The following is a 13,078-nucleotide window of genomic DNA, read 5'->3' as shown; positions in this document are numbered from 1 at the left end:
TCGTCTGCCGAGACGGGCCCTTCCTTGTCAGGTAAAGCTGGAATCGGCCCTGTAGTCGGACGGACCGATGCGAAGAGGGTACAGCAACTCTCGGTAGGCGAGACATCACTGCACCAGGTCCCGACCGCACACTTACAGGGACCTCCCATCGCCACGACCCGCTCAGCTCTCGGTGTTCTCACCATCCGTTCGCCAGATCAGGCCGTCCACCTGCCGCGCTACGTCGGCTCGCACAGCGTCCACCATGTGTTGATACCGAGCGGCCATGGCGGTCGTCGACCATCCCATCAGACCCATGACGGCACGCTCGGGAACACCGAGGATGAGCAAGACCGTGGCGGCGGTGTGACGCGCGTCGTGCAGACGGCCGTCTCGGATCTTCGCCCCTGCCAGCAGAGCCTTCCACTCTGCCCAGTCCGTCCGATGGGAGGGGCTACGGCCGTTCTCGTCAGGGAACACCAACCCGCCGTCCACCCACTTCGTCCCGGCCGCTTCCCGCTCAGTGTCCTGCGCCGTGCGGTGGGCGCGCAGTAGGTCAACGAGCTGCTCGGGGAGACCGACCGCGCGACGCCCGGCACGTGACTTCGTGGTGGACGTCTCGGGGTTGCTGCGCCGCTTCTGCGGGCAGTACCCGGCTTTCCGTCCGCAGGGCTCCGCGCATCCGTGGGCGTACTGCGGCCGGTGGCGACTACGGCGGACCATCAGGAACCCGGCATCAAGGTCCACGTCCTCCCACTGGAGCCCCAGCACCTCCCCCTGCCTGAGTCCGAGCGCGAGGGCGACGGCCCAGCGGGCAGAGTTGCGGCTCTGGCCGGCGGCCCTCAACAGCCGCTGAACCTCCGCCACGGTGTAGGGCTCCACCTCGTAGTCACCCACCTTGGGCGCCTTCGCCAACTGGACGGGGTTCTTGCCGAGATGGCCGCGCCGTACGGCCTCGTTGAGCGCGACCCGGAAGGTGCGGTGCACCTGGTGCGCGGTCGCGGCCTTGCTGCCATTGGCTTGCATCTTCGCGTAGAAGACCTCGATGTGCTCGGGACTGAGCTTGTCGAGACGGTGAGCACCCAAGCCGGGGATCAGGTGCTTCCGTACGGCCACGCCGTACCCGACCATCGTGTTGTCGTTGACCGCGAGGGGTGCGACGTTCTCGATCCAGTGCGTCAGCCACGCCGTGACCGTCCACGGCCTGCCCGGCTTGCGCACGGTCTTGGCGTCGCGCTGCTTCTCCAACTCCCTTACCGCTGCCGTGACTTCGGCGCGGGTCTTGCGTTCGACGTGGCGACGGTCGGGCTTCCCGTCGTCGCGGGTGCCGACGGTGACTCGGCCGTGCCATTTCCCGTCGTTGCCCAGGTAGATGGACGAACGACCGTTGGGCTGACGGGTGCGCTTCTTCTCTTCTGCCATGCGTACTCCTAGGCGGCCTGGACGACGGTGGCGGTGCGGTTCTGCTTCTTGCGGAGGCGGGTGACGAACTCAGGGATGGCGTCGACGGGGACCCTCCGGAGGTGGCCGACCGTGATGGATTCCAGCTCTCCGGAGCGGACAAGCGCGAAGCATGTCGTCCGGCCGATGCGGAGTCGCCTGGCGGCCTCTTCGACGGTGAGTAGGGCGAGGGTGGGATCGATGGAGTCGGCGAGCTGGGCCGTATCCATGAGGGGGCTCTCCTTCGTCGCATCGCAGCGAGGTAGCGGACTTTCAGAGGCTGAGGAGCTGTTTCGGGAGTCCGCGTCTGTCCGAGGTTCGGGTTTCTGCGTCACAGCGTCACCTGCGTCATGCAGGGTGCCTGACCTGCGGGTTTGGGGTGACGCAGAGCGTTGGGGGTGCGTCACCTGTGACGCAGGCCGTGCGTCACAGATGACGCAGGTGACGCGGCGTGACGCAGCCGATGCCGTCTGCGTCACGGCCTGTATGCGCAGGTCACCTGCCGTTTTCCGGGGGCCTGGTGACGCTGTGACGCAGCGTTCCCCTACTTAGGAAAAAGGAGGGGGTGTCTGTGGTGGTGCGGTGCCACTCAGGACGTGAAGAAGGGGCCGCTTCGCGGCACGTCCCTCGCAGGGCGGCCGCCGCCGCCGAACAGCAAGAGGAGCACGCCACGCCGGGGGTGCTCCTCTTGCTTGTGGGGTCCGGGGCGGTGCCGGTCAGATCGTCTGCTGTTCGTGCTCGGGCGGTGCGGGTGAGCGGGTCATCTCGATGTAGCGGCCCTCGCGGGTGCGGCCAGAGTCGATGAGGACGCCTCGGGCGGCGAGGGTGGGCTGTAGGCGCTTGAGGCGGTCGGAGAGGACTTTCCCGGTGGTCGGCCACCCTTTGGGCAGGGGGCGGAAGTCCTCGCCCGTGTAGAGGCGGGTGAGGCAGTACAGCCACTCCGTGGAGGTCATCCGCTGCTCTGCGCCCGGTTCGATGTCGGCGGCGTGCCGGAGAACGGTCTGTGCCAGCAGGTCACCCTCGATGACGTCGTCGTTGAGGTCGTCGAGACTTGCCCGGTAGGCGGGGAGAGCCCCGAGGCCGGTTGCCGCGTCGAGCTGCGCGCACAGGTGCGCGAAGTCCGCCATGCGAAGGTCGGTGGGGGTCTCCGCCTCCACCGCGCGGACCTTGACCGTCAGGTCCAGGAGGGAGCCGAGGACGACGGGCAGCACTTCGGCGTACTCCGTCCACAGTTCCGCCTCGGTGCGCCGCACGCGGGGGCGTTCCAGGCGCAGGGGCAGGAGGCGTTCGGCGAGGTCGGGGCGGATGACTCCGACGTCGATGCCGGTGAGGAGGAGGGGCCGGCGGTAGCGGGCCCGGAAGACGTCGCCGTCGGTGAACAGAGCGCGTTTGACGCTCTCGGCGCCGGTGACGATGCAGCACATGGCGTCGGACAGGTCCGGGGTCATGTGAGAGAGGTTGTCCAGGGCCGTGACCCATCCGGCCGCCACCGCGGCGATAAGGTTCTCCTCGTCCTTAGGGGCCCGGCGCAGGTCGCCGCTCATGCCCTCGATGATCCGTACGAGCATCCGCCCGCCGGTGGATTTACCCGCGCCCTGCGGCCCGGTGAGGAACGGGGCGGGGACGGGCACGGACGGTCCGAGACAGCCGATGAGCCAGGCGATGGCCAGGCATTCGGTTTCCGCGTTGGCGAAGTTGCACAGCCGCATGAGCTGGTCGATGCCCTTGCCGTCGGTGTCCTTGGCGGGCAGGGGGAGTTCGCCGGTGAGCTGGGTGCGTCGCCAGCAGACTTCGCGGGGGTCGGGGATGAGGATGTCCCACCCGGTGGGGTGGATGCGGACGGACTTGCCGTCGCTGCGGCCCAGGTCCAGCCACGTCGCCCCGTCGAATCCGAGGGCCACGCGGATGTTCACGGGCTGCACGTCCTCGGTCAGCGCGAGCGCTTCGATCAAGTCCAACGCTTCCTTGAGCGCGGTCCCGTTGAACACGCCGCGTCCGTCCCTGAATAGCCCGACCATGAGTTCCTGGCGGTGGCTGCCGGTTGTGCCCTGGGAGCGGATCGGGCGGGCCACGGGGTGGCCGTTCTTCTGCGCGTACACGGTTCCGTCGGCGGTGCGGAAGTACCGGAAGTGCGCTTGCGCGTAGTCGGTGATGACCTCGCGAGCAGGGTTCTTCTCGTCCTCGGACATGGTCACAGTCCCAACGTGGTCAGGGCGTTGGACCACGCGTCCGTGCAGTGCCGCACCGATTCGCCCTTGGCCTGCGCGGCGGTGAACAGCCGGTTGACGTGGGTGTCGGTGAGGCAGCCGCACCGGCCGTGCGTGGACAGCACGGCGAGGAAGGTGCGGTAGACCGTGGCGTGCACCGCGCTACGGGCTTCGGTGATGCGCTGCTCGGCCATGGCGACGCCACGGTCCAGATAGGTGGGCGTGCGGTGAGGGCACTCACCCTGTCCGCCCCTCGGAGGCACTGTGAGCGCCTGTGGCGCCCTGCGAGATGGGAACGGTTCCCTGACTGCCAGCGCGCGCACCGCGTCCGGGAGTGCGGCCGTGGCGCCGACGCCGGGACCGAGCCAACGGGTGTAGGACATCGTGGACTTGATGTCGACGCCCTCACGGACGCCGTTCACGGACCGCATCACGCCTCGATAGGTCCAGTGCTCCCCCCGCGTGGTCGGCACGGTGCGGGTGGTGGGCAGGGTGGCGCGGGCCCAGTCGACGGCGGCGGCGTTGTCGAGGTCGACCACGGTCACCCCGGCGCCGCCGGGGTGGTAGGCGACGGCGGCGGCCCGGCGCCATGCAGGCGCCCACGGCGGGGAGGTGAGGACATAGGCGTCGGTGGTGGCGGCGGCCCAGCCGTGGCACGGGCGCGGGCACGTGCAGGGTCCGGGGGTCTTCATGTTCGGCCGGCCGCCGCACGCGTTGCCGGCACAGGTCGGGCAGTTGCCGAACGGCGCCTTCCCTGCCCGCAGGGGTAGCGCGGGGACGCCGTGCGCGGCGAGGGCGAGCGCTCGCCGGAGGGGGGTCGGTTGCGTCATGCTGGGAGACCTCCAACAGGTCTGTTGAGGACGGGTTGGACAAGGGCGGCCCCGGCTTTGGCGAGACGGGGGCCGCCCTTGGCGTAGCTAGGCGCCTTTGGAGCGGGCGAGGCGGAAGGTGATGCCGCCGATGCCGATGGGTCCGGCGGCGGTGGCGATGGCGGTGACAGCGTCGGCGGTGGCGTCGAGCAGCGTGCACAGCGCGACGACCAGGCCCCACGTGCCGACCGCTGCGGCCCCGGCGACGCCGAACGCGATCAGGACGCGGTGCCACGGGATGCTGGTGCTGTCGGCGGCCTGGACGACGATGACGAGCGGGGCCCCGGTGGCTTCGGCGCGGCGCCAGTCGTCGGCGGGGATATGCGGGGCGATGATCCCCGGCGGGTCACGGTGCGACATGCGGAATCCCTTCTCTGAGTCGTTCAGGGAGGCGGAAGCACCCCCTTGCGGGAGGCTTCTGGAGGGGGTTTCAGGGGTGCTGACCTGGATTCCTCCCTGCCTCCCTGGCTGATCATTTGTGCAGGTCAGGTGCAGGGAGGAGGGGCAGGGAGGGGGTTAGGGAGTTCTCCCTGCCTCCCTGACCCGCCCGGGGTGCGCTCCCTGCCGTCAGACGGTGGAAGCGGAACCGTCGGTGTCGCGGTTGGTGAGGGCCCGGGTGAGGCGGTCGCGGCCGATGACCATGCGGCCGTCGGACTTGTAGGGCTCCGCGCCGGTGCCGTCGAGGACGCGCTTGAGGTCGATGAACGACCACTTGCCGTAGGCATCCGCGTTGAGGGCGGCGAGGCGCTTGAGGACGTCCTGAGTCAGGACGCGGGCCGCGTCGCCGACGGCGGTGGCGATGTCGGCGAGCGGGTCGCGGTCCTCGCCCCGGTCGATGGCGTGCAGGGTGGTGACGCCGTCGCGGAGTGCCTTGGCGCGGGCGGTGATGGCCTTGGCCGCGTCGTCGTCGATGTAGTGCGTGCGCACCGTGATGGACGACTGCCCCTTGGGGATGTCGATCCCGGAGGAGGCGACGACCAGCGTTCCCTGATCCAGGCCAGGACGCAGCAGGTTCGGTGCGGCGCCGCCGTCGACGGCCTTGTCCCCGAGCGCCATGCGGGCCTGCGACTCGGTGCCCAGGGCGAGGGAGGCGCGGGTGTGGGCGCCCTCGCGCACCAGCTTGGGAAGGTTCTGGTCGGTGGGGTCCTGGGTGCCCTGCCACAGCAGCACGTTCACCGCGCGGCCCTGGTTGTGGAGCTTGCGGGCGGCGGTGAAGTACCGGGACTTGGCCTTGGCCCCGCCGTAGGGGCGCTTGTCCTCGTCCACGGCCGGGCACATGAACGCCACCTGCGCCTCGTCCACGATCACGATCAGCGGCGGGAACACGGTGCCGGGCGGGGCCTGGAGACGCCGGTTCATCTCCTCCACCGCGCCCTCGACCATCTCGGTCACCTCGATCACGTGCTCATCGGTGGGCCCTTGGATGAGGGTGGTGGCGAGTCCGTCGAACATGGCCCAGTCACCCACGCCCTTGAGGTCACCCATGAGGAACTGCACCGACTTGTCGAGTGCGACCCACAGGGCGAGGGAACGCAGAGCCACGGTCTTGCCTTGGTTCGACAGACCGGTGATCAGAAGGTGCCGCTGGTAGAGGCTGAGTGCGGCGGCGTCGCCGCGCAGGTCCTGACCCCACGGCGCCTTGCCCTTGGCGTAGTCGGCGGTCATCGTCTCGTCCGTGACCAGCGGAGACGGACCGATCGGCTCGTCCAGCGCGCCGGAGTCGGCGACCCACAGCCGGACGGTGCGGGCGGCTTCGGGGATGGTGATGAACACTTCGTGCTCGTGCCGGGTCAGGTTCTCGGCGAGCTTGCGGCGCCGCTGCTGTACCTCGTTCGTCGACACCCCCGACGGGAGCGTGACGTCGACCTCGATGCCGCATCCGGCGATCCGGATCGGACCGAGCATGGACGCGCCGACATCCCCCATCTCCTTGATGGCGTTGCGCAGCGCCGGGACGCCGAGGTCGCGCAGGGCCTTGACGACGATGGACGGGGTGATCGGCTCACCCTCGCTGCTGCGGACGTTCGCGGGAAGCGCCCACTGGGGTGCGGCCTGCTGCTTGCTGCCGACGGCCCACAGGGCGAGCAGGGCGAGAAACGGGCCGATCGTGAGCGCCGGGCCCCACACGACCTGGACGATCCGGATGAGCAGGGCGATGAAGTCGATGGTCGCCGACAGCGGGGTGATCACGTCCTTGACGTCGCCGTTGTTGATGGCCATCACGACCCCGAGCGCGACCAGAACCCCGATGCTCATGCCCGCGCCGACGGCCACGCCCTTGGCCGCTTCCACGGGGGAGTGCAGCAGGTCCATGCGGCGGTGGTGGCGGGCGGCGCGGAAGCGCTGAAGGCGCTCCTCCCACTCCTCCGCCGCTTCCAGGTTCCCCGCGGCTTCCGCCGTCCGGATCATCCGCTCGTACCGGGCCCCGGTCTTCCCGTCCCAGGTACGGCGGGCCACGATCCGCCCGCCGTTGAACGTGTAGGCCCCGTGCCGGGCAACCGCCCGCACCGTCGCCCCGGTCCGCTCGTGCGTCACGGCCGACTTCACCGCGCGACCCGAGCGCACCCACAGCGGCACCGGCCGCGCCGGCGGGGCGTCGGGGACCACGGTGAGCACGGTCGGCGCCGTGCCGTCGGTGGGCTTGTGGAGGTGAACGACGTTCTCAGACATGCTGGTACTGCTCCTGACTGCCCTTTCGAGGGCGGGAGTTGAGGGAGAGATGCCGGGGTGGTCGGGTCCGTGGAAAGAGCGGCCACCCCGGCGTGCGCGGTTGGGGGCTGGTCAGAACCAGCCGGACGACTTCTTGGCGGCCTTGGCGCGGGCGGCCTCGGTGATCAGGCGCTGACGCTCGCCGTGCAGCGCGGCCAGCTCCGCGTTCAGCCGCATCTCGACGGCGGAGCCGATGGAGTCCATGCGGTCCTCGGCACCGGCCGTGCTGCGGCCCTTGTGGACGCTGCGCGCGCCGCCGGCCATGGCGCGGGTCATCGACAGGCGCTCACGGCTGGTCAGCGGCCACCACTCGCCCCGCCGTACCGCTTCCAGCTTCTTCATGGTCCGCCCGATCTCGCGGTCGAGACGGCGGATGTCGGCGTTACCCATCAGAGGTTTCTCCTTGAGGGGGGGGAGGGACTGCGGGGGTTGCTCAGGTCATGCACCAGCCGGAGTCACAGCCGGAGTCCCACTCGTCGAACGGGAGGGTGTCCACGCCGTCCGGGATCGCGGCGCGGAGCGGCCGGTTGAACCGGGTCAGCCACACGTGGTCCTTGCCGAGTTCGTCCCGGCGCCGGTTGAGGAGTTCTTCGAGCCGGCACGCCCGCTCGAACAGCTCGGGTTCGTCGCGGCGCATGTCGTGCCACGTCTCGGGACGGTGGAAGGGGCAGAACCAGCACGACGACTTCGGCGGTACCGGCAGACCCGCGCTGCGGATGATCCGGGCGCAGTCGATACGGCGGATCCCGCGTTCCAGCAGCGGGTATTCGATGTGCTCGTGCGGCTCGCAGCGACGCTTGTTCGCCCGGTGGATCTCGTCCAGGCTGATACCGATCCCGACCGTGGCCGGTGCGTCCTTCGTGGCCCCACGGCGCTTGAGTTCGTCCCCGACGACCTTGATCTTGAACTGGGCCGTGCACGAACGGGTGCCGGGGGCCCCGTTCGACATCCGCACCGGGATCTTCAACGACCGCGACCCCTCACGGGTCAGGTCCTGATACAGCGTGCGGACCTCACCCGAACGCTTCATCACCCGGTCCAACACGACCAACTCAAGGCCGTGCGCCTTGGCGTAGGGGATGGCGTACTGGTGCAGGTAGGCGAGGGTGCCGGGGTGCTCGGAGTCGTCCCCGACGTTGGCCATGAGGAACGTGCGGTAGTCCAGCTCACCCGTGGCCGCCAGCACCAGGGCGGCGGTGGACTGCACGCCACCGCCGAAGCTGAACGACTTCACCGGCGCGGTGGTGGGCGCGCTCACGCGACCACCCGCTTCCACGCAGCACGCAGACGCATCTCGGAGGAGGAGTGACCGGCCGCACGGAACCGGGCGGACATCTCCCGGTAGGACAACGCCGGCGTTTCGCTGTGACGGATCTCGTCCACCAGGACGCCAAGCGCCCCATCGGTGAGCGCGGGCCCCGTCTCCAACGCGAGCGCGGACACAGGCTCGATGGGACCCCACACGGGCAGCTCCCACGCGGGTGTGACGCCGGGCGTGACGCGGGCCGTCACGCTGGTCAGCGCCCTGCCGGTGTCCTCACCGTCCCGCGCCGCTTCGAGCGTCGACCACGCCCCGGCGAGGGTGGCGGCGGTCTTGGACTGGACGCGTGCGACGCGGGCACCGGCCTGCGTCACGGCCGTCAGCCGGGTCTCCTCGGTGGCCGCTTCCGCCCGCAGCCGGGCACGGGCCACGGCCGCTTCGTCGCGGGCCTCTTGCTGGATTCCCCGGATCGCACCGACAGCGGCCGGGGTGAGCGCGGTCCGCTCCCACAGTCCGTGCACCAGCCACAGCGCCTTTGCCGCGACCGGCAACCACGCCACGGCCAGCCACGCGCCGGCGGAAGTCTCGGCGGTGAGCGCGTGCGCGACCAGGACACCGGTGGCGACCAGGCCGAACGACCAGCCGACGGCGGTCACCGTGCGGTTGTGGTCGCCCTGCGCGGCGAGACGGCGTTCGTAGGCGAGGGTCGCCAGCCACCCGCCGTCGATGCCGAGACCGACGACCAGCGCGACCGGCCACGGCATCGCCGTGCCCAGCCACATCACGACCACGGCGAGGGTGAGCACCATGGACACCGCCGTCATCGCGACGGCGGGAAGAACGGTCTTGCCCTTCATACGGAACCCCCGTCCAGCGGCCGGACCTGCGCCGCAGCCATCAAGGACACGCGTACCGGGTGCGGGTGGTAGGCCGAGGTGGCGTCCTCGCACCACTCCCACTCAGCGTCGTCGGAGAGCCGGTAGCCGAGCGCCGCCAGCACGGCCGTCCGCTCCTCGACCGGCGGCACCGGCGCCGACGTCGGCCACGTGAACACGGGCCAGTCGTCGACGCGGCCGGTCATCACCACGAACAACTGCCAGCACGGGCCGGCGGTCTTCTCCGGGGCCGTCGTGCCGCAGCAGCGCTGCGTGATCTGCGCCCGCATTACCCGGCCGTTCATCGGGCACCGCCCGTCAGGCGGCGCAGACGGCGAGCGTGCAGCAGCCATCCGGCGACCTGAACGGCGCCGCCGGCCGCGACCACGGCCTTCCACACGTGCTCGTGTGTCACGACCGTGCCGATGGTGGCGGTCAGCATGACGACCCCGCCCAGCACGATCAGCAGCAGGGCGAAGCCCTGCGGAGTCGGGTTGGCACTCATGCCGCACCCCCCACCACAGCGATCAGCACCGCGAGGGCGAGCAGCGCCCCGCCGGCACAGGTGAGGTCGATGGCGCGGCGCAGGCCGGTGAACTTGGCGACCGCGAGCCGCGACAGACCCGCGATGTCCGCTCTGCGGTCGACCTCGGCGAGCGTGGCCGTGATCTCCTCGGCGGTGAGCGTCGCCCACAGCGGGAAACCGTGCCGGCCCTTGAGGTTCGGCCGCACCGCCCGCAGCAGCAGACCCGCCGCCACGACCAGCACCACCATCCCGGCCCCGCCCACGATGTACGCGGGCAGGCTGAGCGGGGTGTCCTTGGCGACCGTCCACGCACCGGCCAGCACCGCACCGATGAACGCCAGCAGCAGACCGGTCTTCGTGTCCGTCCGCGCGATCTCCGCCTTCACCTCAGCATGCGCGGCCGTCAGGTTCTGGTCGGCGGCGCTCACGCGGCACCGCCCGCCGTGCGGCCGTCGGCGGTGCGGTTGAGCAGGTCCCGGCGGGCGGCCAGCACCTTGTTCCGGGCCCGGCGGATCCGGCGGGCGTCCACCACGTTCGGGGCGTGGTCGAGGGTGATGATCTGCGCGTCCAACAGGTCGACCTCCGCCAGAATCAGCGGCGACTCCACCTCGATCGCGTCCAACTCCGCATCCGTCGGCTCCATGAAGTCGGCGAACGCCGTAACAGCGTCCTGAACAGTCACGATGGTCTTCATTGGGTCGTGTTCCTCTCACAGGGTTGAACGGCCCGTCAGCGGCCCCGGGTCTGGACACCCGGGGCCGCGCGCCGTTGAAGTCGGATCCCCGGCTCCCCTCCGCCCCGCCCGTACGACCCGCGCACGAAGCGCGGTCGGACGGGCGAGGGAGGCAACCGGCCGCAGCGCTAGCCGCTGCGATGGCAGGAAGGGGGCGGACCGGATCGACAGTGAGCGCGTGCGCTCCGCTCACTGGCTCGGGCATCGCACGGGCGCCGTCGGCCGGTCCATCACGGCGACGCCCACAAGGTTCGTCGAATCATCAGAACTCCCAGGTCGAAGGGGTACGCAACATCACTGCAAGGGGGACCACGTCCCCACACGCCGGCCGTTGCTCGCGGTCACCGGGCCACCTCGCCAGACCGGGCCGAAGCCCTGATTGATCCCCTGGCCTTTAGCGGGATTGCAGCGTCCCCGCCCTCTGCATTCGTGCGCTCGATCGGCCCGCCAAAGCGATCCAATCGAGAGGAACATGTAGTACGTGTTCCTCATCTTGCAGAGGGAGGTTCACCCCGTCAAGCCCTTCGGCTGTTTGGAGTTCGCGCGCCCCTCGCGCTCGATGTACATACAGAGTGGCGCCGACGGCGGCGACGCTCGACTTCGCACCTGTACGACCTGGGGCGTTCTTGGTTACCGTGAAGTCGTACCAAGTCGTCCCGAGTGAGCGGAGGTTGACGTGGCCAACGAGCGACTGCGCGGCGCGATAGTCGACTTGGGCCTGACCCTTGATGAGGTCGCCGAACGACTCGGTGTCGCGGCCAAGACGGTCGAACGCTGGATCAACGACCCCGAGCGCAAGCCTTATCGGCGCTTCCAGTACGCGACAGCTTCACTCTTGAAGTGCGAAGTCTCGTACCTCTGGCCGGACGAACGGACATCGGCCGAAGTGACAGCCACCGGCAACGCGGAGTTGGTCAGGCTCTATCCGCACCGATCCGTCGTCATGCAGACCCTTTGGACGACCCTGTACGCCCAGGCAACCCGACAGTTTGACCTACTGGTGTACTCGGGGTTCTGGCTCACCGAGGACGCGACGTTTCACCGCATCGTGAAGGAGAAGGCGGGCGACGGAGTGCCTATCCGCTTCATGTTGGGGGAGCCCACGTCCCCGGCCGTGGCCGTACGCGGCGAGGACGAAGGGATCGGCGCTGCGATGGCGGGCAAGATTCGGAACGCCCTCATCAACTACGGCCCGCTCTTCGGACTCCCTGGTGTCGAGTTCCGTCTGCACGGCACGACGCTCTACAACTCGATCTACCGGGCCGATGACGAAATGCTGACGAACGGCCATCTCTACGGGGTCGGCGCCTACATGTCCCCCGTGCTCCACCTGCGGCACGTCCCGGGAGGCGAACTCTTCGACGCCTACGCCGAGAGTGTTGAGAAGGTGTGGGAGTCGGCCCGCCCGATCTCCTCGCCCGCCGATTGGGAGGGAACGCACTCATGAGCCGGATTGACTACTTCCGCGACCCGAACGCCCCAAAGGCCAACTCTGTGGTCCCCTCGGTGACGGCAGTGGTCCGCGACGATGCGGGACGTCTGTTGCTCATCCACAAGACGGACAACGACCTTTGGGCCCTACCCGGTGGCGGCCACGACATCGGCGAACGCATCGCGGACACGGTCGTACGCGAGGTCCGGGAGGAGACCGGTATCGATGTTGAGATAGACAACATCGTCGGGCTCTACACCGACCCTCAACACGTGTTGGCGTACGACAACGGCGAGGTCCGGCAACAGTTCTCCATCTGCTTCCGGGCCCACCCGGTCAGCGGTTCTCTGCGCACAAGCAGCGAATCGAAAGAGGTCCGCTGGATTGATCCAGCGGACCTTGACGGGTTGGACATCCACCCTTCGATGATGCTGCGAATCCGGCACGGTCTCGATGGCGCGCGCCAAGAGCCCTACGTCGGCTGACCGCCAACAGAAACTTCCGTCATCCGACCACCAACACGCTTCGACGCTGCATGGATCTCGGGGGCCGCGCGCTGAATGAACCGACCGACGATCGTGTCCGGGCCGTATCGCTGCACGATCTCATCCAACCGCTCGGTCGGCGTCGTCTGCGTCCCGTCCGGCGTCGTCGTCATGTCGCAGTACAGCAACGCGTCGACCAGGTCGGGGCGCTCTAGCTCGAACTCGCCTTCAAGTTCCTGGCGAAGTCCGCGTTCCTCCGCTTCCAGCAAGGCACAGGAGTGATGGGCCACAAGGCGAACAACCCGTTCGTCCGCACCTTCCTGATCTCTGAGGAACCGTGCACCATCCAGGGGATGGAAGCCTGTGGCCGCGATGGCCGGCGAGTAGCCGATGTCATGCAGCACAGCGGCAGCTTCCAACAGCTCGGCGTCGTCTCGCAGGATCGGGCTCAGGGAGCGAGCGCGCTCGGCAACCCCGAGCGAGTGCGCCCACCGGCGCGGGAGCGGATCGGAAAGCAACGATTCAGAGAGCGTGTATGCCCACTCAGTCAGTCCCATGGCGG

16 protein-coding genes are annotated in these 13,078 nt (G+C 69.3%); 2 read left to right on the top strand and 14 right to left on the bottom strand.

Going from position 1 to position 13,078, the window contains the following annotated elements; translation table 11 throughout:
• Positions 1-162: 162 nt before the first annotated feature.
• From SCAB_RS26835 to SCAB_RS26775, 13 genes are all read right to left on the bottom strand, one after another.
• Positions 163-1,401: a tyrosine-type recombinase/integrase gene (locus SCAB_RS26835; RefSeq protein WP_013003221.1), complete on the bottom strand. Its 1,239-nt coding sequence runs from the start codon at positions 1,399-1,401 to the stop codon at positions 163-165.
• A gap of 8 nt (positions 1,402-1,409) precedes the next feature.
• Positions 1,410-1,649, bottom strand: a complete 240-nt coding sequence (locus tag SCAB_RS26830) for an excisionase family DNA-binding protein (RefSeq protein WP_013003220.1) — start codon at positions 1,647-1,649, stop codon at positions 1,410-1,412.
• Positions 1,650-2,135: 486 nt separating this feature from the next.
• A complete protein-coding gene (locus SCAB_RS26825) occupies positions 2,136-3,608 on the bottom strand; it encodes a hypothetical protein (RefSeq protein WP_041669696.1) in 1,473 nt (490 codons plus the stop codon).
• A 2-nt stretch (positions 3,609-3,610) separates the two neighbouring features.
• On the bottom strand, positions 3,611-4,456 hold the full coding sequence (locus SCAB_RS26820; protein ID WP_013003218.1) for a bifunctional DNA primase/polymerase: 846 nt from the start codon (positions 4,454-4,456) through the stop codon (positions 3,611-3,613).
• A gap of 87 nt (positions 4,457-4,543) precedes the next feature.
• A complete protein-coding gene (locus SCAB_RS26815) occupies positions 4,544-4,855 on the bottom strand; it encodes a hypothetical protein (protein WP_013003217.1) in 312 nt (103 codons plus the stop codon).
• Positions 4,856-5,062: 207 nt separating this feature from the next.
• Positions 5,063-7,165, bottom strand: a complete 2,103-nt coding sequence (locus SCAB_RS26810) for an FtsK/SpoIIIE domain-containing protein (protein WP_013003216.1) — start codon at positions 7,163-7,165, stop codon at positions 5,063-5,065.
• 111 nt (positions 7,166-7,276) lie between these two features.
• A complete protein-coding gene (locus SCAB_RS26805; protein WP_013003215.1) occupies positions 7,277-7,594 on the bottom strand; it encodes a hypothetical protein in 318 nt (105 codons plus the stop codon).
• Positions 7,595-7,637: 43 nt separating this feature from the next.
• Positions 7,638-8,462: a hypothetical protein gene (locus SCAB_RS26800; RefSeq protein WP_013003214.1), complete on the bottom strand. Its 825-nt coding sequence runs from the start codon at positions 8,460-8,462 to the stop codon at positions 7,638-7,640.
• Positions 8,459-9,322, bottom strand: a complete 864-nt coding sequence (locus SCAB_RS26795) for a hypothetical protein (RefSeq protein WP_013003213.1) — start codon at positions 9,320-9,322, stop codon at positions 8,459-8,461. The genes SCAB_RS26800 and SCAB_RS26795 overlap by 4 nt, the downstream gene beginning before the upstream one ends.
• Positions 9,319-9,645, bottom strand: coding sequence for a DUF6303 family protein (locus SCAB_RS26790; RefSeq protein WP_013003212.1), 327 nt, complete (start codon positions 9,643-9,645; stop codon positions 9,319-9,321). Before SCAB_RS26790 ends, SCAB_RS26795 begins: the two co-directional genes overlap by 4 nt.
• Positions 9,642-9,845 (bottom strand): hypothetical protein, encoded by a 204-nt coding sequence (locus SCAB_RS26785; RefSeq protein ID WP_013003211.1) that lies wholly within the window; start codon positions 9,843-9,845, stop codon positions 9,642-9,644. The genes SCAB_RS26790 and SCAB_RS26785 overlap by 4 nt, the downstream gene beginning before the upstream one ends.
• Entirely contained in the window at positions 9,842-10,294 is a 453-nt protein-coding gene (locus SCAB_RS26780) for a Pycsar system effector family protein (RefSeq protein WP_013003210.1), read from the bottom strand. Before SCAB_RS26780 ends, SCAB_RS26785 begins: the two co-directional genes overlap by 4 nt.
• The gene (locus SCAB_RS26775) at positions 10,291-10,560 is read right to left on the bottom strand and encodes a DUF6284 family protein (protein ID WP_013003209.1); all 270 of its coding nucleotides are present in this window, start codon (positions 10,558-10,560) and stop codon (positions 10,291-10,293) included. Before SCAB_RS26775 ends, SCAB_RS26780 begins: the two co-directional genes overlap by 4 nt.
• A 715-nt stretch (positions 10,561-11,275) precedes the next feature.
• Here SCAB_RS26775 and SCAB_RS26770 point away from each other — a divergent pair.
• Both SCAB_RS26770 and SCAB_RS26765 read left to right on the top strand, forming a co-directional pair.
• Positions 11,276-12,046, top strand: coding sequence for a helix-turn-helix domain-containing protein (locus tag SCAB_RS26770; protein WP_013003208.1), 771 nt, complete (start codon positions 11,276-11,278; stop codon positions 12,044-12,046).
• Positions 12,043-12,516: an NUDIX domain-containing protein gene (locus SCAB_RS26765; protein ID WP_041669695.1), complete on the top strand. Its 474-nt coding sequence runs from the start codon at positions 12,043-12,045 to the stop codon at positions 12,514-12,516. The genes SCAB_RS26770 and SCAB_RS26765 overlap by 4 nt, the downstream gene beginning before the upstream one ends.
• Here SCAB_RS26765 and SCAB_RS26760 read toward each other — a convergent pair.
• Positions 12,504-13,073 (bottom strand): HD domain-containing protein, encoded by a 570-nt coding sequence (locus SCAB_RS26760; RefSeq protein WP_173402908.1) that lies wholly within the window; start codon positions 13,071-13,073, stop codon positions 12,504-12,506. The two genes, SCAB_RS26765 and SCAB_RS26760, sit on opposite strands and share 13 nt — an antisense overlap.
• Between the last annotated feature and the right edge of the window lie 5 nt (positions 13,074-13,078).

This window comes from Streptomyces scabiei 87.22 (genome assembly GCF_000091305.1).
Classification (GTDB): Bacteria; Actinomycetota; Actinomycetes; order Streptomycetales; family Streptomycetaceae; genus Streptomyces; species Streptomyces scabiei.
Note: the sequence above shows the minus strand (reverse complement) of the source record. Positions and strands in the feature narration are given on the sequence as shown.

Bases quoted from the DNA above. Each gene is read 5' to 3' on its own strand.
- SCAB_RS26835 (WP_013003221.1), bottom strand. From the start codon at position 1,401: ATGGCAGAAGAGAAGAAGCGCACCCGTCAGCCCAACGGTCGTTCGTCC.
- SCAB_RS26830 (WP_013003220.1), bottom strand. From the start codon at position 1,649: ATGGATACGGCCCAGCTCGCCGACTCCATCGATCCCACCCTCGCCCTA.
- SCAB_RS26825 (WP_041669696.1), bottom strand. From the start codon at position 3,608: ATGTCCGAGGACGAGAAGAACCCTGCTCGCGAGGTCATCACCGACTAC.
- SCAB_RS26820 (WP_013003218.1), bottom strand. From the start codon at position 4,456: ATGACGCAACCGACCCCCCTCCGGCGAGCGCTCGCCCTCGCCGCGCAC.
- SCAB_RS26815 (WP_013003217.1), bottom strand. From the start codon at position 4,855: ATGTCGCACCGTGACCCGCCGGGGATCATCGCCCCGCATATCCCCGCC.
- SCAB_RS26810 (WP_013003216.1), bottom strand. From the start codon at position 7,165: ATGTCTGAGAACGTCGTTCACCTCCACAAGCCCACCGACGGCACGGCG.
- SCAB_RS26805 (WP_013003215.1), bottom strand. From the start codon at position 7,594: ATGGGTAACGCCGACATCCGCCGTCTCGACCGCGAGATCGGGCGGACC.
- SCAB_RS26795 (WP_013003213.1), bottom strand. From the start codon at position 9,322: ATGAAGGGCAAGACCGTTCTTCCCGCCGTCGCGATGACGGCGGTGTCC.
- SCAB_RS26790 (WP_013003212.1), bottom strand. From the start codon at position 9,645: ATGAACGGCCGGGTAATGCGGGCGCAGATCACGCAGCGCTGCTGCGGC.
- SCAB_RS26785 (WP_013003211.1), bottom strand. From the start codon at position 9,845: ATGAGTGCCAACCCGACTCCGCAGGGCTTCGCCCTGCTGCTGATCGTG.
- SCAB_RS26775 (WP_013003209.1), bottom strand. From the start codon at position 10,560: ATGAAGACCATCGTGACTGTTCAGGACGCTGTTACGGCGTTCGCCGAC.
- SCAB_RS26765 (WP_041669695.1), top strand. From the start codon at position 12,043: ATGAGCCGGATTGACTACTTCCGCGACCCGAACGCCCCAAAGGCCAAC.
- SCAB_RS26760 (WP_173402908.1), bottom strand. From the start codon at position 13,073: ATGGGACTGACTGAGTGGGCATACACGCTCTCTGAATCGTTGCTTTCC.